Annotated in this window: 18 protein-coding genes and 1 pseudogene; 15 read left to right on the top strand and 4 right to left on the bottom strand. The window is 63.8% G+C overall.

All coding sequences use genetic code 11. The features are described from left to right. Positions 1–191: 191 nt before the first annotated feature. Positions 192–569 carry a VanZ family protein gene (locus tag AXW67_RS04615; RefSeq protein ID WP_063676881.1) on the top strand — a complete coding sequence of 126 codons (378 nt, stop codon included), beginning with the start codon at positions 192–194 and terminating at the stop codon, positions 567–569. Between the two features lie 412 nt (positions 570–981). Continuing rightward, complete coding sequence (locus AXW67_RS04620) at positions 982–1,170, top strand: hypothetical protein (RefSeq protein WP_063676975.1); 189 nt, start codon at positions 982–984, stop codon at positions 1,168–1,170. A 120-nt stretch (positions 1,171–1,290) separates the two neighbouring features. Here the strand turns inward: AXW67_RS04620 and AXW67_RS04625 are convergent, their stop codons facing one another. Beyond that, positions 1,291–1,554, bottom strand: coding sequence for a hypothetical protein (locus AXW67_RS04625; RefSeq protein WP_063676882.1), 264 nt, complete (start codon positions 1,552–1,554; stop codon positions 1,291–1,293). Next, the gene (locus AXW67_RS04630) at positions 1,551–2,405 is read right to left on the bottom strand and encodes an AraC family transcriptional regulator (protein ID WP_063676883.1); all 855 of its coding nucleotides are present in this window, start codon (positions 2,403–2,405) and stop codon (positions 1,551–1,553) included. Before AXW67_RS04630 ends, AXW67_RS04625 begins: the two co-directional genes overlap by 4 nt. Before the next feature lie 433 nt (positions 2,406–2,838). Between AXW67_RS04630 and AXW67_RS04635 the strand changes: the two genes are divergently transcribed. The 7 genes from AXW67_RS04635 to AXW67_RS04665 all read left to right on the top strand — a co-directional run bounded on the left by AXW67_RS04635 (position 2,839) and on the right by AXW67_RS04665 (position 10,753). Further along, positions 2,839–4,749: a PAS domain-containing sensor histidine kinase gene (locus AXW67_RS04635; protein WP_063676884.1), complete on the top strand. Its 1,911-nt coding sequence runs from the start codon at positions 2,839–2,841 to the stop codon at positions 4,747–4,749. After that, a complete protein-coding gene (locus AXW67_RS04640) occupies positions 4,746–5,414 on the top strand; it encodes a response regulator transcription factor (RefSeq protein ID WP_063676885.1) in 669 nt (222 codons plus the stop codon). Before AXW67_RS04635 ends, AXW67_RS04640 begins: the two co-directional genes overlap by 4 nt. A 98-nt stretch (positions 5,415–5,512) precedes the next feature. Then, on the top strand, positions 5,513–5,893 hold the full coding sequence (locus AXW67_RS04645) for a response regulator transcription factor (RefSeq protein WP_027555444.1): 381 nt from the start codon (positions 5,513–5,515) through the stop codon (positions 5,891–5,893). A 118-nt stretch (positions 5,894–6,011) separates the two neighbouring features. Then, complete coding sequence (locus AXW67_RS04650; protein ID WP_063676886.1) at positions 6,012–7,907, top strand: FUSC family protein; 1,896 nt, start codon at positions 6,012–6,014, stop codon at positions 7,905–7,907. Further along, positions 7,904–8,107: a DUF1656 domain-containing protein gene (locus tag AXW67_RS04655; RefSeq protein WP_063676887.1), complete on the top strand. Its 204-nt coding sequence runs from the start codon at positions 7,904–7,906 to the stop codon at positions 8,105–8,107. Before AXW67_RS04650 ends, AXW67_RS04655 begins: the two co-directional genes overlap by 4 nt. Positions 8,108–8,117: 10 nt before the next feature. After that, entirely contained in the window at positions 8,118–9,413 is a 1,296-nt protein-coding gene (locus tag AXW67_RS04660; RefSeq protein ID WP_063676888.1) for an HlyD family secretion protein, read from the top strand. Between the two features lie 293 nt (positions 9,414–9,706). Further along, positions 9,707–10,753, top strand: coding sequence for a helix-turn-helix domain-containing protein (locus tag AXW67_RS04665; protein ID WP_063676889.1), 1,047 nt, complete (start codon positions 9,707–9,709; stop codon positions 10,751–10,753). A gap of 205 nt (positions 10,754–10,958) precedes the next feature. Here AXW67_RS04665 and AXW67_RS04670 read toward each other — a convergent pair whose 3' ends face one another. Together AXW67_RS04670 and AXW67_RS04675 are read right to left on the bottom strand one after the other, a co-directional pair. After that, positions 10,959–11,909, bottom strand: a complete 951-nt coding sequence (locus AXW67_RS04670; RefSeq protein ID WP_063676890.1) for an AEC family transporter — start codon at positions 11,907–11,909, stop codon at positions 10,959–10,961. A 164-nt stretch (positions 11,910–12,073) separates the two neighbouring features. Further along, positions 12,074–12,859 (bottom strand): alpha/beta hydrolase, encoded by a 786-nt coding sequence (locus AXW67_RS04675; protein ID WP_063676891.1) that lies wholly within the window; start codon positions 12,857–12,859, stop codon positions 12,074–12,076. A gap of 269 nt (positions 12,860–13,128) precedes the next feature. Between AXW67_RS04675 and AXW67_RS04680 the strand changes: the two genes are divergently transcribed. The 6 genes and pseudogenes from AXW67_RS04680 to AXW67_RS04700 all read left to right on the top strand — a co-directional run bounded on the left by AXW67_RS04680 (position 13,129) and on the right by AXW67_RS04700 (position 21,181). Continuing rightward, positions 13,129–13,470, top strand: coding sequence for a hypothetical protein (locus AXW67_RS04680; RefSeq protein WP_063676976.1), 342 nt, complete (start codon positions 13,129–13,131; stop codon positions 13,468–13,470). A 181-nt stretch (positions 13,471–13,651) separates the two neighbouring features. After that, positions 13,652–14,125: a hypothetical protein gene (locus tag AXW67_RS42625; RefSeq protein ID WP_245315413.1), complete on the top strand. Its 474-nt coding sequence runs from the start codon at positions 13,652–13,654 to the stop codon at positions 14,123–14,125. A gap of 20 nt (positions 14,126–14,145) precedes the next feature. Then, a complete protein-coding gene (locus AXW67_RS04685; RefSeq protein WP_063676892.1) occupies positions 14,146–15,318 on the top strand; it encodes an efflux RND transporter periplasmic adaptor subunit in 1,173 nt (390 codons plus the stop codon). Further along, positions 15,315–18,455, top strand: coding sequence for an efflux RND transporter permease subunit (locus tag AXW67_RS04690; RefSeq protein ID WP_063676893.1), 3,141 nt, complete (start codon positions 15,315–15,317; stop codon positions 18,453–18,455). Before AXW67_RS04685 ends, AXW67_RS04690 begins: the two co-directional genes overlap by 4 nt. Beyond that, positions 18,439–18,831 (top strand): annotated as a pseudogene (locus AXW67_RS04695) (thioesterase family protein); the annotation flags it as partial. The gene AXW67_RS04690 and the pseudogene AXW67_RS04695, both read left to right, overlap by 17 nt. Positions 18,832–19,477: 646 nt before the next feature. Next, on the top strand, positions 19,478–21,181 hold the full coding sequence (locus tag AXW67_RS04700) for a PAS domain-containing sensor histidine kinase (RefSeq protein WP_082907767.1): 1,704 nt from the start codon (positions 19,478–19,480) through the stop codon (positions 21,179–21,181). The last annotated feature ends 22 nt before the right edge of the window (positions 21,182–21,203 follow it).

Raw genomic sequence — 21,203 nt, forward strand, 5'->3', positions numbered from 1 at the left:
GGCGCGACCCTTGACGCGATCCCGGAATGCTGCGGCGGCCGCCAGGCCGCCGCCGGCAGGGCAAGTCCGGCGGTTGGCGGACCGGCATGAGGTCCAGCTCTGACGGCTGGTCGCGGAACTCGATCTGACGATCGCGACACCGACGAAACGGCCTTCGCGCCCGCCCGCTCGAGGAGGACAGGAAAAACCTCATGCCTCAAAGACTACTTAAGTTCGCTGCTTGGGCCGGTCTGAGTTTCATTGCTTATTCGACCCTGTCGCCGCTTAGAGACAGGCCGATTTTGCTGACCTCGTCCGCGCTGGAGCATCTTGCCGCATTTGCCATTCTCGGCACGCTCTTCTGCTTAGCCTATCCCCGGCGGACGCCTGCCGTCCTACTCATCGTACTTGGCAGCGCCGCGTTGCTTGAGCTTCTGCAGTTGCTTACTCCGGACCGCCACGCACGAACCCTCGACGCAGTCCAAAAGATTGCTGGAGGCACCGCAGGCGTTTTCGTTGGCCGCGCCGTTCTGCATTTCGATCGAGCACGTTCCTGGTTGTTGCACGCTAAATGGCATGTCGAGGGCTAAGTGAAAACGGTCGCCTTCTTCGGCCACACCAATCCATTGGGACCCGGTTTTGCCCTCCGCGCAGCGAAGGAGTTGAAGCGCATCTTCTTCGCCGCAGCCGGGCGACGCGCAGGAGGCGCTCTCGGCGCCGTCTCGTTACCTTCATGGTCAAAGCCTCAGATCGGATCTGACCGCACGGCCGGAATCCGGCATGGCTCAGGCAACGCAGGACATAAGCCTTGTGCGGCAACTATCGTTTGGCTGAAATACCCCGAAATTTCCGGACCAACCCTCTGCACAGGAGGGTTGCAGCAGGGTTACTGTTGAGCGGTGCAGGGACGAAGGGTGACTATCCCCGCCTCTCTGCAGCATTTGCTGGAAATGACCGGCTGAGCCGGATTCGCTTGTTCCTGGTCCTGCATGGTGGATGAAGATGACCGACGAGCAGTTGGTGCGCCTGAAAGTATACAGCAACAACATCCATCGCTATCGCCGATTGCTAAGGGGCAAGCTGACCGAGCAAGAGCGGCAATTCGTCAAAAGACGTCTGAGGGAAGAACAGTTGGCGATCCAGAACCTGACGGCCGATCGCGTGCCGCTAAGTGACTCGAGAGCCATGTGAAGAAGGTTGCCTTCTGCCGGACCAATCCGTTGTTGCTTGGTTTGGCCAAACGCACCGTCGACAAGCTCAAGCAGGTACTCTTCGCCCTCGCTTAGTTTCCTGAGTACTGTCTCCGCCGTGTTAAGCATTCGAATGTTGCCAAGCCGCGACGGAGCAGCAAACCTTCATCGACCTGCTATCGCGCACGCACGCCACGACGACCCGGCAGAAGTTGAAGGTAAAGCGGCCGTAGAAAAGGCTCGCCCCCGGTTCTGATGCTGCCAATCGATACGAGCTGCCGAAGGCGTGGACGAATTCGATCATCCCCATGAGCTCATGGTGCGTCAGCACCAAATGGAGCCCTGCCAGCGGCATCAACAGGGCTGGAATGCCGATGCTGTTCATGACGCCCTCGCTCCTGCACGCGGCAGCGGCATGAATTGCGCGAGATAGGCGCTCCGCCATTGATAGGGCGTATCGCCGGCGAAGCGCTTGAACACTGTGGTGAAGTGCGCCTGGGTCTGGAAGCCGACCGTCAAGGCGACGTCGACGAGGGAGACGTCGGCCTGCTTGAGCAACTCCTGGGCGCGCTCGATGCGACGCTTCAGCAGGTATTCGTGAGGCCGAACGCCGATAGCCGCGCGGAACTGCGCGGCGAAATGCATCCGGCTCAGACCCGCAACGGTGGCCAGATCCTGGAGCGAAATCCTCGCGCTCAGATTATCGTCGACATATTGCAGGACGCGCTTGAGGCGCCATTTCTGCAGCGATCGAACGGTTCGGCCGGGATGGTCCTCGCGGACGTCGGCGGCGGGGTCGGTCTCGGCCTGTGCGCCAGACGTCTGCCGGCTGAACGTCCGGGTCAGGATCGCAAGCCGCAACGCATCGGCCAGGATTGCGGAATGGGCATCGTGCGTGGCTTCGGTTGCAACGAGCGCATCGGACAGGCGCCGCATGACCGGGTCCGTGAATTCTCCTTCCGCAGACACCCGCTCGTTCTCTGCAGACGCGCCCGCAAGACGCTTCGCGGAAACCCTGAAGCTGAGCGCACGGTCGGCAGATGGCTCGACGTCGGCCGCGTGCGCCTCGACCGCCAGGGCCACGTCCAGATGGACCAGAGACAGCGTTATGCCCTCTTCGTCGAACCGGCCAGGGAGCCTCGACAGCCTGAGCCGACGGTGATCGATTCCCGAAACGTCGATCGCGCGAACGACATGATTCTTGGCGGCTTGCGGGTGTGACATCTGTAGCGACATCGTCGAACCTCCTTGTCCCTTTCTCGATCCGGGAAGGCCCACCAGGCTTGTCCGAATGCGATGGGAGCAGAGTAGTTCGCCGGTCTGCGCGCTCCATTCTACGCGCGGGTGCGTTCACTAGGTTCTCAGGTTGCCTGCGTCATACCTAGGTATGATCGCAAAGTCGCCATCTGGGCGTCCGGCTTGCAGAGCGACTCACCGGCCCCGCCTGCCGCCTGCGGTAAGGTGACGCTTCCGCCGAGAGGCCCCTGAAGTGGCAGCGTGGTGCGTGGCCTGTTTTCCTTCGAAAATGTGTGTGATCGGCGCTTGCGCACAGCTCACGAAGACGGGAGGTCTTCCAAGAGAGCACGAAAAACATCCGCCTGGGTGTTGTCGGAAACGAAAAATCGCGGCATCAACGCGGCTGCAATGCGAAGAATGTACGTCTGCGACGATGACAAGGCATGATCCAGCTACAGGCTCATCCAAGAGCCGCGCCGGCTTGCGGTTCTCGTCCGGCCTGCTGGCGTTCGCTGTCTTTCTCGTCGACGTCCTCACGCCGCTCGAGGGCGCGGTTGCGGTTCTCTATGTCGTTGCGATCCTGTTGGCGGCGAGGACGAGCCGGCGCAACGACATCATCGTCGCTGCTGCGACATGCGTCATTCTGACGATGACGGCCTACGTCCTGTCGCACGATTTGAAATCGATCGCCTCACCTGCCCTGCGCGCGCTGGTGAGTCTCGCGGCCATCGGCATCACGACGTTGCTTGCGCTGCAGAACCAGGCCGCCACGAGCCGGCTTGCGGCACAGGCGCGCCTGCTCAACCTGTCGCACGACATGATCTTCGCCAGGGACAGGCGCGGCGTGATCACCTTCTGGAACAAGACAGCGGAGCAAACCTATGGATGGCCGGCCGAAGACGCGATCGGGCGTGTCGCTGACGACCTGCTGCAGACCGTGTATCCCGACAGGCGCGATCTCATCGAATCCGTTCTGCTGGAGGCCGGCCGATGGGAAGGCCGGGTCGAACAGCGGACGAAAGCCGGCACCGCGCTCACCGTCGATGCGCGTTGGGCCCTGCAGCGCGATCATCTCGGCAGGCCGGTCGGCGTGCTCGAAACGCACACCGATGTCACGGACCGCGAGGCGGCGCATGCCGCGCTGGTGCAGAGCGAGCGACGGTATCGGCGGATGTTCGATGCCAGCCGGATCGGGGTCCTCGAAGAGGACTGGAGCGGCCTCCGAGCCGCGCTGAATTCGCTGGAGCCGGGGGAAGCCGGCCTACGCGACTATCTTGTGCAAAATCCCGATTTCGTCCGATACGCCCGCGGGCTCGCCAGGATCACCGACGCAAATCCCGCCCTGCAGAGGATGGCCGGGGCAAGCAGCTCCTCCGCCTTCATCGAGAACGTGGACAGGCTTCTGGGCGCGGACGACCGCAGTTTCCTCGGCGGATTGCTGGCATTCGCGGAAGGCGAGCCGTTCTACGAGGGGGAGACCGATCTCGTCAGGCTCGACGGCGGCAAGGTTCCCGTGCTGTTTACCATCACCTTCCCGCCCGAGCCCGGCGGGGATCGCAACGTGCTTGCCTTTGTCATGGATATCACCGAACGCAAGCAGTCGCAGGACGCACTGCTCGCGGCGCAGGCAGAGCTTGCCCACGCCGCACGCGTCGCCACCCTTGGCGAACTCAGCGCATCCATCGCCCATGAGGTGAATCAGCCGCTGGCGGCGATCGTCACCAGCGGCGAGGCCGGCTTGCGCTGGCTGCGGCGCGACGTGCCCGATCTGAACGAGGTTACGGCGACCATCGATCACGTCGTTGCCGAAGGGCGCAGGGCCGGCGAGATCGTGACCCGCATCCGGACCTTCCTGAAGAAGCGGTCGCCCCAGCAGGACATCCTGCAAATCAGCGAGATCATCGATGAAGCAGCGTTGCTGGTCGGGCGGGAGCTCGCAAAGGACGACGTCGTCCTGACCATCGAGGTGGAACCTGGGCTGCCGCCGGTTCGCGGCGACCGGATCCAGCTTCAGCAGGTTCTCGTGAATCTGCTGGTCAATGCCGGCCAGGCCATGTCGGGCCAAAGCGGCCCCCGCATCGTTACGCTCGGCGCCGGTTCCGTCGCAGGCGAAAGGCTCGCCATCACGGTGCAGGACACCGGCCCCGGCATCGCACCCGGCGACCTGCCCCGCCTGTTCGATGCGTTCTTTTCGACGAAAAATGGCGGAATGGGCATGGGACTTGCGATCTGTCGAACGACGGTGGAAGCTCACGGCGGGCAGTTGTCGGCAGAGAGCGTGCCCGGTTCGGGGGCGACATTTCGCCTGACGCTGCCCTACAGCCAAGAACACACCACGCCATGACGCGACCGATCGACGAAGCACATCCGCCATCCGCAAAGTCCATCGTCATCATCGTCGACGATGACGCAGGGATTCGTACCTCGCTCGACAGCCTGTTCCGATCCGTCGGCCTCGAAACGCGCCTGTTCGGCTCGCCGGCTGAGTTGCTCGGCGGCCAGCTACCCGACAGGCCCGGTTGCATCGTGCTGGACGTCCGGCTGCCCGGGGTGAGCGGGCTCGATCTCCAGGGCCAATTGGCCCAGCAGGGCATCGGATATCCCATCATCTTCATGACCGGCCATGGAGACATTCCGATGTCGGTGCGCGCCATGAAGGCTGGTGCCGTCGATTTTCTCTCCAAGCCATTCCGCGATCAGGACATGCTCGATGCCGTGACGGCAGCGCTCGCACGCGATGCCCAGCGTCGCGCCGAAGCCACGGCGAAAGAGGATATTCGCGCCCAATACGAGACACTGACGGCGCGCGAGCGCGAGGTGATGGGCTACGTGACCGCCGGCCTGATGAACAAGCAGGTCGCAGGCCTGATCGGCCTCAGCGAGATCACGGTCAAGATCCATCGTGGCAACGTGATGCGCAAGATGGGGGTCCGGTCGCTGGCCGATCTCGTCCGCAAGGCCGAGGCACTTGGGGTATCCCAGACCCGCAGGTCTACGGACCAAACCTGAGTATAGTTCCGGTGGGACCGTCCGCGGTCCATAAGGCGCTGACGGCCGCGTTGCGGGGAGATAGCCTCCTTGGAGCACGCCGGCCAGGAAGTGCGGGAATGGCCAAGACCCCGGTAATTGCGATCGTGGACGACGACGCAGGAGTTCGCACCTCGCTTGCGAGCCTGGTGCGTTCGCTCGGCTATGAGGCGCACACCTACGAGTCCGGCGTCGACTTCCTCGAGCAGCCGCCAGGCGATGATCCGGCATGCATGATCGCCGACATCCAGATGCCGGCCATCACCGGAGATGAATTGCAGGCGCGGCTGATTGCCTCTGGCCGCCATTTCCCCATCATTCTGATGACGGCGTTTCCCTCCGACGCCGTCCGCCAGCGTGTGATGGCGGCGGGCGCACATTGCTATCTCGGCAAGCCCTCCAGCGGCGACGAAATCATCCGCTGCCTCGAAGAGGCGCTGGCAGGTCAGCCGCCGCGCTAGTCCTACCTTCCCTTCCGCACAGAATGCGCGTGGCTTCTGTATTCGGAGCGTGCATTCTGGCAAGCGGGTTCCTGGACCGGAAATACCGGCAAGCCCGGCAAATCTCATACTCGCGCGCATGCGAGCGAATGCCACCAGTGCTCCCGGTCAAGCGCGCCCCCTTGTCTTCGCCGGTTTCTCCGCGAGCTCCTGGGCCTTCGCGCTGCGGGTATGGCTCGCGACCCTTCTCGCGCTCTATGTGAGCTTCTGGCTCGAGCTCGAATCCCCGTCGTCGGCGGCCCTCACCGTGGCGATCCTGGCGCTGCCCACGCGCGCTCAAGGCATGGAAAAGGCCGGCTACCGGCTTCTTGGCACCGCCATCGGCGTCGCGGCATCGATCGTGATCGCCGGCGTCTTCTCCCAGACCGGCGGTCTCCTGCTCGCCGTTTTCAGCATCTGGATCGGCCTCTGTGTCTATGCGGCCGGGATGCTGGACGGCAATCGCGCCTACGCGGCAGCCCTCGGCTGCACCACCGTAGCCCTGATTGCCATTCAGCAGATCGATAGTCCCCTGCAAGTGTTTCCCACCGGCGTCGCGCGTGGCGCCGCCATTGCCATCGGGGTCCTCGCGGTCGCACTCGTCAACGAGGTCCTTGCCGCGCCCGCCTACCATCCGGTGCTGGCAAGCCGACTAGAGGCTCTGCATCGCCGGGGCATGGACGTTGCGCAAGGCGCCGCTCGCGGCGAAGCGTCCTCAAGCTCCGTCGCGGCGGGCCTGTTGCGCGATATTGCGGCCCTGCGTCCAGAAATCGCGAGCCTCACCACGGAATCGAGCGACGGCCCAGCGAGAACCGCCGCAGCGCGTTCCGCGATGGTGGACCTCGTGACCGTATTGTCCCTCGCCCGCTCGCTCGCGGCACTGCCCGTGGCTATCTTGCCGACCGAAGTCGCGGGCGATCGGGACGGCGGCGCCTCCGGTCTGATCGCGGTTTGCCGAGCCTGGCTCAGGGGCGAGATTCTTCGCAAGAGCGCGGACGTACGCAGCAGCCTCGACGCCCTGCGCGCCGGAACGCGACCGCCGCAGACGTGGCGTGCGCCGCTGTATCGCTCGCGCCGCATCGCAGCCGAGGGCGGCGCGCGGACGGCGATCCATTTCGCGCTGATCGCGATGTTGTTTGTGATGGCGGGCTGGCCAACCACCGAGCTCTGCCTTTCCCTCGTTGCAGTCATCATCGGGCTGGGTTCGACGGCCCCCGATCCACGCAGCTTCACGATGACGGCGTTGCTTGCCACGCCGATTGCGTGCCTGCTCGCCGGCATCCTGAAGTACCTCGTCTTCAACGGCGTCTCCGAGTTTCAGTTGCTGGCGATCGGTCTTGCGCCTGTCGTCATCGGCCTTGCGCTCCTGATCTCGCTGCCGAGCCGCATGCTGTCATCGGTTGGCCGCCTCACCCTGGTGTTCACGCTCGCCATCTTCGCCCCGACCAACCCGCAGAGCTACGATCCCGAGGTGTTTCTGGTGACGAGCCTCTTCGTTTGCCTGGCTTCAGCGCTGGTCTTTGCGGCACAGCTTCTTCTTCCGTCCTTGTCGGGCGAGCGACGGATCCGGCTGTTGCTGGGCGAGGCCCGCGCCGAGCTGAACCACGTCGATAGCAGGCAAGTCCGGCATCTTCCGCTCGAGGAAGCCGCGTTTCGCGATGCCGCGCGCATCGAACAGATCGTGACGGCAAACGACGGTTCGACATCCAACGATCAGGTCGTGGCCGAAGCGATGCGCTGCTTCGACCAGGCCGCGATCCTGCGGCGGTGCCGTGTCGAACTGGACCGTCTGGCGGCGGGTGCGCTCGCCGAACCGGCGCGCGCCGCGCAAGCCGCCCTCGCCTTGCGCAACGATCGGGCGATCTTGGCTACGGCGGAGGCGCTGCGCCAGGCGGCAAGCCGACGCGGCCTGTCCGTCAATTCGACCCTCGCGGCACTGGTTTCGGCAAGCGTGGCGTTCGCATCAATACAGTCCAGCCAAGGAAGGAGGCCATGACGAACACATATCATGAGCTGGTCATCGGCGGTGTGCTGATTGCGCCGATCGTGTCATACGCGGCAACGGCGTTGCTCGCGTTCCTGTTACTTCGTCCTCTGCTGCGGTTCGTTGGCTTTGCGAGGTTCTTCAGCAACCCCTCGCTGGCCGAGCTCAGCCTGTACGTGACGATGTTTTGCCTGCTCGCACTATCTTCTTAGGGAGAGCATCATGGAAACTGGCCTGTGCCGCGACGCGGCCACGCTGCTTGACGGCAAAGCGGCCACCGAAACACAGGCCGGCAGCACCGACGCCGTCGACCATGCCGGCCTGCCGGAGCCTCTGGCACGCGACACCAGCGATCGCGCCGCGGAAGACGGCAACCGTGCGGCTCAGGCGACACCCTCGACGCTGCGGCGCGAGGCTCTCGGACGCCTCATCGTCGGCGCCGGCAAGCATCTTGCGACGCTCGGAATTGCGCTGGTCGCCATCCTGATATCGGCCGCGACATGGCAACACTACGTCACCGCTCCGTGGACACGGAATGGCAGTGTGCGCGTTCAGGTCGCCAACGTCGCGCCGCAGATCCCGGGCAAGATCGTGGAGCTGCGGGTGGCCGACAACCAGTTCGTCCACAAGGGCGACGTCCTCTACGTGATCGATCCCTTCGACTTCGAGGTGGCCGTCCGCGTCGGGAAGGCCCTCGTCGACCAGCGGGCAGCCGATTTGGAAGTGAAGCAGGCCGAGTTCGATCGCCGCCAGCATCTGTCCGATCTGGCCACGACGCCCGAGGAGCAGCAGATCTTTGCCGGCAATGCGGTGCAGGCAAAGGCCGCCTATGAAGCAGCGACACACCAGCTCGCGCAGGCGGAGCTGAACCTGAAGCGTACCAGCGTGCTCAGTCCGGTCGATGGCTACGTCACCAACCTTCTGCTGCGCGTCGGAGACTATGCCGTCACCGGCGTCAGCAACGTCTCCGTCATCGACTCCGACAGCTTCTGGATCGACGGCTACTTCGAGGAGACCAAGATGGCTCGCATCTGCATAGGCGATCGCGCCGAGGCGCAACTGGTCGGCTATCCCAGGCCGATCCTCGGGCACGTGAAGACCGTGACGCGCGGCGTCAGCGTATCGAACGCCGCTTCAGGCACGCAGGGCCTGCCCAACGTCGATCCCATCTACACATGGGTGCGGCTTGCCCAGCGCGTGCCGGTTCGCGTTGCCATCGACACGGTGCCGGCCGACGTGCCGCTGGTCTCGGGCATGACGGCGACGGTGACGATTCGGCAGCCTGCCGGTGGTGATCCCCAGACCTGGTTCGGCCAACTCCGTGCGAACCTGATGGCCCCCATATCCGATTGGTTCGGAGAAGGCCGCCCGCCACGTCCGAACTGCCTCCAGGGCGCATCCCAGCCCGCCCCCGAAGTAGAGGCGCTTCCTTACACGCGGGAGCCCGCGGTTCCCTCGGCGGAGAAGATCGCCCCGGGCCTCACGCCCGGCGTCGACGCCTCACCGCGCCTTCCCTGAATCCGGCCAAGATGAGAGGCGCTGCGCCGCGCCTTTCATCCGCTTTGCACCAAGCCGCACAGTGCCAGCCGGCAAACTCGCATCTCGCAATGCAACCCCTTGATGCCCTTGGTCCAATTGACGTTTTTGCGACACGCGGTCGCACCCATCGCATTTGCAAAATCTAACAGCGCTTAAGCATCCATAACGAGCTTTGCGACGGGATCAGACTTATCGTTTAGGCATCGACTTGTTGCATTCGGCAGTTCGGCGGCCGTCACGGCGGCAGCCGGACTTAAGAAACGGGACCAACGATGCTTACCGACATGCAAACGGCCGGCGCCTGGCTGGGCTATGATGCCAGCCAATGCGAACCGGAGATTCCGCCGGAAACGCGTGCGTTTCCCCATGAACGGAAATGGCGCCGGCCCGAGCAACACACCGGCACCGCCGCCGAGGACATCACGATCTCGCGCTGGACCTATGCGCAAGCTGCCGTCCGGCACGAAGAGGCGACGACCCCGCCGGACCGCTATTTCTTCTGCATTGCCTTGAAGACGACGCGCCTCAAACTGACCAGGGGCAGCCAGACCATCTTCGACGGCATCATGCCGGCAGGCACGCTGTATGTCGGCGCCCCCTCGAAACAGCTCAGCGCGCAGTTCCATGCGCCGTACGACTTCCTGCACTTCCACGTGTCCGCCAACTGCTTTCCATCGCCGCAACCGGATACGGAATTTCTCACGGCCGAGAGCCTGAACGACCTCGTCCTGTTGCGCGATCCGTTTGCCGAGCAACTTGCAAAGGCCCTGACCGAGCACGGCGCCTCCGCCGACCAGGAATTTGCCCGCTGCGTCGGTCAGACGCTGGCGATGCATGTTGCCCGGCACGAGTTGCCGCGTACGAAAGTCAACGCGCTGCCGAAATGGCGCCTCCGGCGCGTCGAGGAACATGTCAGGACGCATTTCGACCGCTGCATCAGCCTGTCCGATCTTGCCAGGGTCGCGGGGCTGTCGCGCATGCACTTTGCGGCGCAGTTTCGCGCTGCGACGGGATACCGGCCGCGCGAGTACCTCCTACATCAGCGCATCGAGCATGCGAAATCGTTGCTGTCGAACAGCGAGACGCCGTTGGCCGAGGTCGCGCTGGCCGTCGGCTTCTGCACGCAGGCGCATTTTTCGACCGTCTTCAAACGCATCACGGGCGACACGCCGGCGCGCTGGCGGTGCGCCAGGCGGAACGAATTGTCGTTGGCCGCGGCTCACGACAGCGATCCGGCGCCACCGCGCACCACGTTTTCTCGTGTCCTTCCGGCGGAGCGGCGTGATTCATGCGAAATGAGAAACGTCCTGGGTTCATGAAAGATTTTGTCTTGCCCATCGGCGATGCTGCAGACGTGAACGACTGAGACCCAGTCATGGCTCCGGCCTCCCCTCCCGGGCATGCGAGCCTCTCGGGCCGTCCTCCCCCAAGGGACGGCCCCTCTTTTTGCGATCAACCGCATCCTGTCGAACGACATCCGCCACGCCGCTCGAGCAGAGCGATCGCAAGCTTTGGCGATGCTGCCTAATTGGGAAAGAGCACGGCGATCGCAATCGCCATTGTAACGATGCTGAATGCGGTGCTGGCGATCACCATGGAGCCTGCAGTCGCGGAATCCAGCCGGTAATTGACGGCAAACAGGATTCCGAAGAAGCCCGACGGCAGAGCGGCAAGCAGAATTGCCGTCTTCGCGGTGTCCGGACCAATCCGAAGGCCATAGACGATCGCAACGGCCAGCAGCGGCCGGATGATGTCCGACGCCGCCGTTGCGGCGACGACCTTCCAATCGAGCCGGAACGACTGGGCCGACAGGACGAGGCCGGTCACGAACAGCGCCACGCCGGCCGTCGCGTTGCCGATCAGCTCGAGGCAGGCATGGGCAAGCGCATCGAGGTTCAGATCAGACAATGAAAGCAGGATCCCGAGTGCGGGCGCCAGCACAACAGGCTTGGTGAGCGCGCGCCGGACGGCCACCAGAACCTGCCGCGCCGACATTTCGCCACCGTGAGCCTTGCTGACGTTCATCTCGACCACAATCAGCGTGAGCGGGCTGATGAGGATCGAGCCCGTTGCCAGTACGACTGCAACCGGAACGGTGCCGGCCGGCCCCAGCACCGATGTCAGGATGGGCAGACCAACACCGGCAAGATTCGGGAAGCCGATCGTCAAAGCCTGGAGGGATGCATCGGATTTGGTCACTCCGGCGAATGTGCGCGCGTACCAGTACCAGGCGACGTAAAGCACCAGCATTGTCAGCCCGGAGACCAGGAACAGCGGGCCCTGCTCGATGGTCTGGCTGCGCGAGGCCGACGCTGTCGCGGCGAACAGTGCGGCCGGCAGCGCAAAATCCATCACGAGCGCATTGAGAGCCTCGACGTGATGATTGTCGATGACGCGAATCCGGCCTGCTGCAAATCCGAGCAACAGGACGAAGAAGACCGGCGCCAGCGCCATCACGATTGGATTGGACGTCATGGGTCCGCCCTTTCATGAGCATCGACATACAGCGTCATGACGAGCGGGTCGGCCGATCGCGTCACGTGAGGTTATCTGGATCTTCCAATGAGGCTGGCGGGAGTGCTGTCTCTCCCGCCAGTCTCCCTTCTGCCGGTCGTGCGTCAGGACCGGCAAAAGGTGTTTCAACGTGTGGCCGGCGGCACGATGTTGCGCGCGGCGCGCGTGATGACAGCCGCCACTTCCTTGGGATGGGACTCGTAGACCGAGTGGCTGGCACCCGGGATGACGGTCGTCTGGCTCTTGGCGCGCTCGTAATACCAGCGCTCGAGATCCGGGTTGATGATCTGGTCGTTGCCGGCGACGATGCCCCAGCTCGGCTTGGTCTTCCACGCGGCCGCGGTCAGCGGCGTGCTGAATACCTGCGTGGCGGCCAGGACCTGCGAACGCGATTCGAACTCGGCCTGCTCGCGCGGCAGATCGGGCGCGAACAGTTTGGGGAATTGCACGGGATCGAGATAGGTAAACTTGTCAGGGGTGACCTTGATCGCGCCTTCGGTCTTGCCCAAGACGCTCGGCGTCTTCTTGCCCAGCGCCGATTCGTCCTCGCCGACATCGGGCGCATGGGCTGCGACGTAGACGAGACCGACAACGTTGGGATGAACGCCGGCTTCGGTGATGATCGATCCGCCGTAGCTGTGACCGACGAGGAGCGTCGGACCGTCCTGGAGATCGAGCAGCCGCTTCGCCGCGGTGACGTCATCGGCAAACGACGTCTCCGGCTCCTGCAGCATGCTGACGCGGAAGCCTTCCTTGGTCAGGATCTCGTAGACCGACTTCCAGCCGGATGCATCGACCCAGGCGCCGTGCACCAGGACGATATTCTTCAGGGGCTCGGCATTCGCGGGGACGACGGTCGATAACAGCGCAAGGGCGGCCGTGAAGGCCAGGTAGGCTTTGAGATGTTTCATATCAGATCACTCCGGGTTGAAATGACGCGACACTAGTTTCGAAGGTTGCGTTCGTATTTCCGCAAACAACTGTCCTTGTCACTTCGCACGCCGGCAAGATCCGGGCCTCGAACGATGACTCACGGGCTCGGCTTCAGCGAACTAACTACTACGCGCGTTCGACTGATGGACAGCAAGCAACGTTCGTACGCGAAAGACCATCGGCGCTCGGTCGGGCATTGCAGATGGAGCTTCTGACATTTCCCAAACTCCACGCAAAGGATCGGACAATGACATCAACCGCGAAACGCTACATCGTCCCCCTCATTCTGCTCTGCGCAACATCGTCGGCGCATGCAAGCTCGTGCACGGGCGCGATCACGCGCACCCAGGCCCAGCTCGATCTGGCGATAGAGCACAATGCCGGCTCGCATGGCTGGAAGCCGGAGAGTCTGAACGCTTTGCGCAGCTATCAGCCCACGCCCCGCTCGCTCGCCGCGGCCGAGAACGGCAATGGCCCTGACTTCACCGGCGCGCTGGATTCGCTCGCTCGCGCGCGCGCTGCCGATCGCGCCGGCAACACCGCAGCATGCAACCGCGAACTCGCTCGTGCGCGAGCCGTGCTGAGATAGCGAAAGCAGGATGCATCCTTTCGTCGTGCCACCAGGGAGCAGGGCGTGCATTCTGGAAATACCTGCGCTTCCGCTGCTCTCTATGGTTCGAGCGCATTCAGCCGGAGCACCGCCCATGCGAATACAGCTCTCATCGAACAACGCTGGCGCAAAGCGATCCGCACCGCGTCGGTTCACGTTGATGTGTCTGGGCGCGACGCTTGCCGCCGGCGCCATATGGCTGGCCGCTGGAGCGGCGATCGCACAAACGCCAGTGCCGATGTCACAGCCGCCGGTCGGCATGGGCGCGACCTCGCCCCTGAACCCGCAAGCTCTTCGTCCCGAGGGTATTCCGCTGGGATCGACTGAAATTGCAACGCCGGGCGTGTCCCCGGTCAGTCCCGCGCAAGGCATGGCGAACTGTGCCACGTCAAGCAACACCGGAGCGCCCGGAGCTCTGTTCGACGGCGGCGGGCTTGCCGGGGGCTCATCGATCCCCTGCACCGGAAGCGCGACGTCTCCGTCGGCCCTGCCCTCATCAGCGACGGTCGGACGCGTCGGAATTCCGCTCGGTGCCACCGAGCTCGGTGGCGCCGGATTGAGCCCAACCGTGCCAGTGCCCGGCCCAGATCTTTCGGGCGGAGCGGCTGTCACGAACAGCACCGGCAATCCCTGACATCATCGAGGAACATCACCGTGAAACCAACCCTCGCAATCACGTTGGCCGCTTCCGCCGCCATCCTGGCGGGCGCAGGCTTCTGGTTCTTCGGCACGGACAGGCACCCGGCCGTCGTCGCCGCGCCAGTGCCTGCCGCTGTCCCCGTGGTCGCGGCCACCGTCACCGGCAAGGACGTTCCGATCTTTCTTCGCGGCATCGGCACGGTGATCGCCTACAACACCGACATCGTTCGCAGCCAGATCCAGGGGCAGATCGTAAAGATCGCCTTCACCGAGGGACAGACCGTCAAGGCCGGCGACCTGCTCGCCCAGATCGATCCGCGTCCCTATCAGGCCCAGGTCGAGCAGCTGACGGCCAATCGCGACCGCGACCAGGCTCAGCTCACGAACGCCGAGGCCAATCTCTCCCGCTACAATCAGCTCGGCGACAAGGGATATGCGACCCCGCAACTGATCGAGACACAGACGGCGCAGGTGGCTCAGCTCAAGGCGGCCGTGAAGGCGGACCAGGCACAGATCGACGAGGCCAACGTCCAGCTCAGCTACACGCGCCTGACCTCGGCCATTCCCGGCATTACCGGCGTCCGCCAGATCGATGTCGGCAACGTGATCCATCCGACCGATCCGAACGGCCTCGTCGTCGTCACCCAGATCGAACCGATCTCCCTGCTCTTCACCCTTCCGCAGACGGATCTTCCGGTGATCCAGCAGCGGGCCGCGAAGGGAACGCTGAAAGTCATCGCCTACAGCCAGGACAACAAGATGAAGCTCGACGAGGGCAGCCTCCTGCTGGTCAACAACGAGATCGCGGGCACGACGGGCACGGTCCAGCTCAAGGCGGAATTTCCAAACCATGAGCACCGGCTCTGGCCGGGGCAACTCGTGAATGCACGCCTGCTGATGGAGACGCGGAAGGATGCCCTGACGGTAGCCGGCTCAGCGGTGCAGCAGGGCCAGAACGGCAACTACGTCTATGTCGTGGCGGCCGACCAGACGGCGAAGCTGCGACCTGTCCATGTCGCGCAAATCAGCGATGGCCAGGCCCTGATCGACCAGGGCTTGAAATCAGGCGACGTCGTCGTGGTCGACGGACAGTATCGCCTCACCGAAGGCAGCCGCGTTCGCGAGCTTCACGGCAAGGCCGCGCGCGAAGCCGACCTGCAAAGTTCGGTGCAGGACGCCCTTCCATGAACCTCTCTGCGCCGTTCATCCTCCGGCCGATCGCAACCGCGCTCCTGATGGCGGGCCTGCTGTTGTGCGGCCTTGCGGCCTATCCGCTGTTGCCGGTCGGCGCGCTGCCGAACGTCAATTACCCGACGATCCAGATCTCGGCGCAATTGCCCGGCGCCGATCCCGAAACCATCGCGTCATCGGTAGCGACGCCCCTGGAGCAGCAGCTCAGCCAGATTCCCGGCGTCACGCAGCTCACCTCGTCGAGCGCGCTCGGCGTCGCGCAGCTCACCATCCAGTTCGAGCTGTCGCGCACCGTCGACAGCGCGGCGGTCGATGTGCTGTCCGCGATCAATGCCGCCAGCCCGTTTCTGCCGCAGAACATTCCCTACCCGCCGACGATCCGGAAGGTGAACCCGGCGGAAACGCCGATCATGCTGCTCGCGCTGACCTCCGACTCGCTGCCGTTGACCACCGTTGACGCCTACGCGGAAAACATCCTGCTGCCCAAGATCTCGCAGATTCCCGGCGTCGGCCTCGTCGGAATCGGCGGTCAGCAGAAGCCCGCGATCCGCGTCCGCGTCAACCCGCAGGCGCTTGCCGCCCGGGGAATCGGGCTTGAAGACGTCCGCAGCGTGATCGCCGGCGCCAATGTCGACCTGCCGAAGGGCACGCTCAACAGCCCGCGCGTCACCTATACGCTGAACACCAACGACCAATTGCTGAAGCCTTCGGCGTATGAAGCTCTCATCATCGCCTATCGCAACGGCTCGCCAGTGCGGATACGCGACATCGGCACCGCCATCGAAGCTCCTGAAAACGACCTTTTGGAGGGCTGGTACGGCAAACAGCCCGCCATCGTGCTCGCCATCCAGCGTGTCCCCGGCGCCAACGTGATCCAGACGGTCGACCGCATCAAGACGTTGCTGCCGACGCTGCAGGCATCCGTTCCTCCCGCGATCAAGGTGGCGATCGCCGCCGACCGCACCGCCACCATTCGCGCCGCCGTCTCCGACGTCCAGTTCACCCTGATGTTGACGGTCGCGCTGGTCGTCATGGTGATATTCCTGTTCCTGCGAAATTTCTGGGCCACGATCATTCCGGCGGTGACGGTCCCCCTGTCGCTGATCGGGACGTTCGCGGTGCTCTATGTGCTCGGCTACAGCCTCGACAACCTGTCGCTGATGGCGTTGTCGATCGCGGTCGGTTTCGTGGTCGACGATGCCGTGGTCGTGATCGAGAACATCGTGCGCCATCTCGAGCAGGGCATGACACCGATGCAGGCAGCCCTCAAGGGCTCCAGCGAGATCGGCTTCACCATCGTGTCGATCACGCTGTCGCTGATCGCGGTGTTCATCCCGCTCTTCCTCATGGGCGGCTATGTCGGAAAGCTGTTCCAGGAATTCGCCATCACGATCACCGCCTCGCTGCTGCTGTCGCTGATCATTTCGCTCACCCTGACGCCGATGATGTGCGCACGCCTCTTGAAAGACGATTCACGCACGAAGCACGGCAGGCTCTACCTCCTGTTCGAACGCGGCTTCGATGCCCTGCTCGCGCTCTATGCACGGGGCTTGCGCGTCGTGCTGCGCCACCGTTTCGTAACGCTGATCGTAATGCTTTCCACCATCGCGGTGACCGGCTATCTCTATGTGATCATCCCGAAGGGCTTCTTCCCGCAACAGGATACCGGGCAGATCGTCGGCATCACCGAAGCAGCGCAGGACATCTCCTTCCCCGCGATGTCCGAGCGCCAGCAGGCGATCGTCGGCATCCTCTTGAAGGATCCGGCCATCCAGTCGGTGGCGAGCTATATCGGCCCTGGCGGCCCGACGGCCACGCTAAACCAGGGACGCATCTTCATCGTGCTGAAGCCGAAACCCGAACGCAAGGCCAGCGCCGACCAGATCATCAATCGACTGAGACCGCAGCTCGCTCATATCCAGGGCATCACGCTCTACATGCAGTCGGCGCAGGACATCACGATCGGCGCGCGGCTGTCGAAGACGCAGTATCAGTACACGCTGACGGATGCCGATTCCGATGAACTCGCCCACTGGTCGGCGATCTTCCTGGAGAAGCTTCGCGCGCTCGACATCATCACCGATGTCGCAACCGACCAGGCCAACGCCGGACCGAGACTGGACGTCACCGTCGATCGCGAAGTCGCCTCGAGTTTTGGCATCCTGCCCACAACGATCGACAATACCCTCGACGACGCCTTTGGCCAGCGTATCGTCTCCACGATGTTCACCTCGCTGAACCAATACCACGTCGTGATGGAGGTCGATCCGAAGTTTCAATACGGACCCGAAGCGCTCAAGGACATCTACCTGAACTCGGCCACCGGCCAGCAGGTCCCCTTGAGCACGCTGGTTCACAGCGTCATCAAGCCTGCGCCGATCCTGATCAATCACCAGGGCCTGTTTCCCTCCGTCACGATATCGTTCAACCTGCGGTCCGGCGCTGCGCTTGGCGACGCGGTGGCGGCCGTGCAGAAGATCGAGAAGGACACCGGCAAGCCCGCTTCGCTGGCGACTTCGTTCCAGGGCAATGCGCAAGCCTTCCAATCCTCTCTGTCGGGCACGCCGCTGCTGATCGGCGCTGCGCTGATCGTGATCTACATCATCCTCGGCGTCCTCTACGAGAGCCTGATCCACCCGATCACGATCCTGTCGACCCTGCCCTCCGCCGGCATCGGCGCGCTGCTGATGCTGCTCGCCGTTCACATGGATCTCAGCGTCATCGCCATTATCGGCATCATCCTGTTGATCGGCATCGTCAAGAAGAACGGCATCATGCTGGTCGACTTCGCGCTCGAGGTGCAGCGCCAGCATGGGCTCAGCCCGCAGGAAGCGATCTACCAGGCCTGCACGCTGCGCTTCCGTCCGATCCTGATGACGACGATGGCCGCGCTGCTCGGGGGCGTGCCCCTGATGCTCGGCACCGGCACCGGCTCAGAGCTGCGCCAACCGCTCGGCTACACCATCGTCGGCGGCCTGATGCTCTCGCAAATCCTGACGCTCTACACGACGCCTGTGGTCTATCTCTATCTCGACAGGCTCGGCGCGTGGTTCACCAGGCCGCGGGCGGCCGGGCCATCCGGCCCGTCCACGGCCGCACCAGACACGAGGTTAAGTCATGAGTCCGCTCGATAGCGTGACCGTCGGCATGACGGCGGAAAAGCGTCTGACCGTCACGCCCGAGATGACGGTCGGCCATGTGGTGCCGGGCATGCCGGGGGTCTACGGCACGCCGATGATGATCCTGCACATGGAAATGGCCGCGGGATCAACGATCCAGCCATCCTTGCCGGCCGGATTTGTCAGCGTCGGCATGATGGTGAACGTCCGCCATCTCGCGGCGACGCCGGTTGGCCGCATGGTGCGTGCGGTTGCTCGGATCGTCGAGATCGAGGCGAAGAGCGTCGTGTTCGAGGTCGAGGCCTGGGACGGCACCCGCAAGATCGGCGACGGCACCCATCGCCGCGGCATCGTCAACGTCGCAGAGTTCGAGAAACGGTTCGGCGTAACGCGGCCTGCGGAGCTGATGCGTTCTCAACGCCCTGAGGGGATGACGGTCCGGGTGAAAGACGCGTCCCTTCTTCATCCGGAGTCTGCCGACTGCCGTGACGACGCCCGATGATCGCAGGTTGCCGGTGTTTTGCCCGACGTGTCAAACGATTTGGCTGAGGCGTCAAAACGGTTTGGCTGAGCGCTGCGTCGTGTCGGCAGCCTCGCGCTACTTTGCATGGGGTTGTTTTTCAGATTTTTGGTTGGCTGGCCGAACCGCTCCGACTTTCCGGCCCTCTCACCAGCCTGCGACTACAGCCGCGTTTGGGATCGAAGCCGCGACAATCTGGCCTTCGGTGACGCCGCCGTGCGTTTTGACAAAAGCTCCACGAAAGCAAAAGACTCTTATTCCGCAACGCGGTAGACCGCACGCACTTCGTGCTCAATGCTCCGAGCAACTGGACTCGGAAAAGCGATCTGATGGTCAACGCGTATCTCTCGAACCTGTCTCATCGGCTGACCCAGCCCGGATTCGCCTGTGGAGGCCGGGAGCCCCTGACGGGCCGCCGCATGGGGACGATCTGTCCAGTGTCCGCGCCGGGTAACGATCTCACGATCCCGGTCCAGTTGGACCGAGCAAAATCGTCCGATCGTCCGCAGTATGCTCCATGACGGCCGAGTGTCAGCGATCGAACACGCCGCCCGAACGCCTGGATGACTTTCGTCTGCTACAGTCCAAGCGATGGTGGCACCGCCTGCAGCCGGTCCAAGCCGAACATCGGAACACTCGCGTCCTCGCTCATGCCGCTCTCTGCGCCGCGGGAAGCGCTGCGCTGACCCTGCTGTCGTTCGCCTGCTTCCTGCTCGGATTCAACTTCACCACCACCGCCTTTGCCCTCCTCATCGTCATTGTCCTGTTGTCGCTGCTCGACAGTCTGGTGTCGTCGGTGATCTTTTCCGCTGTCGCGGTCGGCTGGCTCGCCTTCCTTTTCATCGATCCCATCTATTCGCTTGCGGTCGGCGGCCTCCAGGACATCGTCACCTTGGCCACCTTTCTGATCACGTCGCTGACAATCGTCGGCCTGGTCAGGCGCCTGCACAGCCTAGAGCGCGAGCAGTTGGCCGCCGCGGCCAGGGATATCACCGCCCAGAAGAAGGCCCACGCCGAACTGGAACGGAGCGAGCTGCGCTATCGCCAGCTGTTCAGCCGAATGCCGATCGCGCTCCGGCAGCTCGACGCCAGCCGGCTGGTGGTACTGTTCCGAAAGTTGCGCGCGGAAGGGATCGAGGATCTCGGCAGCTATTTCGACAGCCATCCCGATTTCCTCCAGACCTGCATGGAGGCGCTCACGTTTCAAGAGGCCAACGAACGCGCGGTTCAGATGTTCGGCGGCGGCTATGCCGGACGTTCCATGGCCGACACCTGGAGGGAGCGGCCGGATACTTTCCGTCGGGCCATGGAGTCCCGCTTTCGCGGTGAGACGAACTTCGAGGAAGAGACCAGGATGGTCACGTGGGACGACCGCGTCCTCGACGTTCTCTTCACGACGGCGCGCGTCGGTCCCATCAATGATCTCGAATTGAGCCTCGTCGGCACGATCGACATTTCGCAACGTGTTCGCGCCCAGGAAAGGCTCCAGCAGGTGCAGGCGGAGTTCGCGCATGCGGCTCGGGTCTCCGTGCTTGGCGAGCTCACCGCTTCCATCGCCCACGAGATCAACCAGCCGCTGGCCGCCATCGCGACCAATGCCGCAGCCGGGCTGCGCTGGCTGAACAGGCCCAATCCCGACATGGAGGAGGCGCGCGGCGTGATCGAAAACATGGCTGCGGATGCCAAGCGTGCCGCGAACATCGTGGCGCGCGTCCACGGCATGGCCACCAGGAGGGCGCCGGAGCGGATCCTGCTGTCGCTTGACGACGTCATTCGGGAAGCCCAGCACTTCCTTCAACATGAGATGGAATCCCGCGCGGTCACGATCCAGCATCATTCCGATCCGGCGGTACCGCGGCTGCTCGGCGACCGCACCCAGCTCCAGCAGGTGATCGTCAACCTTGCAATCAACGCCATGCAGGCCATGACGCAGGCCGGCAGCGAAGATCGCAGGATCGTCATCAGCACGGTCACTCTGGACCGGGGCACCTTATGCTGCTCCGTGGAGGACAGCGGACCCGGCATCGGCGCCGAACATGTCGGCCGGCTCTTCGAGAGCTTCTTCACGACCAAGGAAAGCGGCATGGGCATGGGACTGCCGATCTGCCGGTCCATCGTCGAAGCGCATGGCGGCCGGATCCAAGCCGATGGCAACGGCCCAGGTGGAGGCGCCCGCTTCTGGTTTACGCTGCCGATCTCGAGCACGGCGCATACGGCCTGATCCGGCTCGTCGCTGGTCGAGA

The sequence above is a fragment of the Bradyrhizobium neotropicale genome (genome assembly GCF_001641695.1).
GTDB lineage: Bacteria > Pseudomonadota > Alphaproteobacteria > Rhizobiales > Xanthobacteraceae > Bradyrhizobium > Bradyrhizobium neotropicale.

What these genes read in the sequence shown, in the direction of transcription:
- AXW67_RS04640 (WP_063676885.1), top strand. Translation starts at nt 4,746, where the DNA reads ATGACGCGACCGATCGACGAAGCACATCCGCCATCCGCAAAGTCCATC.
- AXW67_RS04615 (WP_063676881.1), top strand. Translation starts at nt 192, where the DNA reads ATGCCTCAAAGACTACTTAAGTTCGCTGCTTGGGCCGGTCTGAGTTTC.
- AXW67_RS04645 (WP_027555444.1), top strand. Translation starts at nt 5,513, where the DNA reads ATGGCCAAGACCCCGGTAATTGCGATCGTGGACGACGACGCAGGAGTT.
- AXW67_RS04675 (WP_063676891.1), bottom strand. Translation starts at nt 12,859, where the DNA reads ATGAAACATCTCAAAGCCTACCTGGCCTTCACGGCCGCCCTTGCGCTG.
- AXW67_RS42625 (WP_245315413.1), top strand. Translation starts at nt 13,652, where the DNA reads ATGTGTCTGGGCGCGACGCTTGCCGCCGGCGCCATATGGCTGGCCGCT.
- AXW67_RS04650 (WP_063676886.1), top strand. Translation starts at nt 6,012, where the DNA reads ATGCGAGCGAATGCCACCAGTGCTCCCGGTCAAGCGCGCCCCCTTGTC.
- AXW67_RS04670 (WP_063676890.1), bottom strand. Translation starts at nt 11,909, where the DNA reads ATGACGTCCAATCCAATCGTGATGGCGCTGGCGCCGGTCTTCTTCGTC.
- AXW67_RS04620 (WP_063676975.1), top strand. Translation starts at nt 982, where the DNA reads ATGACCGACGAGCAGTTGGTGCGCCTGAAAGTATACAGCAACAACATC.
- AXW67_RS04660 (WP_063676888.1), top strand. Translation starts at nt 8,118, where the DNA reads ATGGAAACTGGCCTGTGCCGCGACGCGGCCACGCTGCTTGACGGCAAA.
- AXW67_RS04635 (WP_063676884.1), top strand. Translation starts at nt 2,839, where the DNA reads ATGACAAGGCATGATCCAGCTACAGGCTCATCCAAGAGCCGCGCCGGC.
- AXW67_RS04625 (WP_063676882.1), bottom strand. Translation starts at nt 1,554, where the DNA reads ATGAACAGCATCGGCATTCCAGCCCTGTTGATGCCGCTGGCAGGGCTC.
- AXW67_RS04665 (WP_063676889.1), top strand. Translation starts at nt 9,707, where the DNA reads ATGCTTACCGACATGCAAACGGCCGGCGCCTGGCTGGGCTATGATGCC.
- AXW67_RS04630 (WP_063676883.1), bottom strand. Translation starts at nt 2,405, where the DNA reads ATGTCGCTACAGATGTCACACCCGCAAGCCGCCAAGAATCATGTCGTT.
- AXW67_RS04680 (WP_063676976.1), top strand. Translation starts at nt 13,129, where the DNA reads ATGACATCAACCGCGAAACGCTACATCGTCCCCCTCATTCTGCTCTGC.
- AXW67_RS04655 (WP_063676887.1), top strand. Translation starts at nt 7,904, where the DNA reads ATGACGAACACATATCATGAGCTGGTCATCGGCGGTGTGCTGATTGCG.
- AXW67_RS04690 (WP_063676893.1), top strand. Translation starts at nt 15,315, where the DNA reads ATGAACCTCTCTGCGCCGTTCATCCTCCGGCCGATCGCAACCGCGCTC.
- AXW67_RS04700 (WP_082907767.1), top strand. Translation starts at nt 19,478, where the DNA reads ATGACGGCCGAGTGTCAGCGATCGAACACGCCGCCCGAACGCCTGGAT.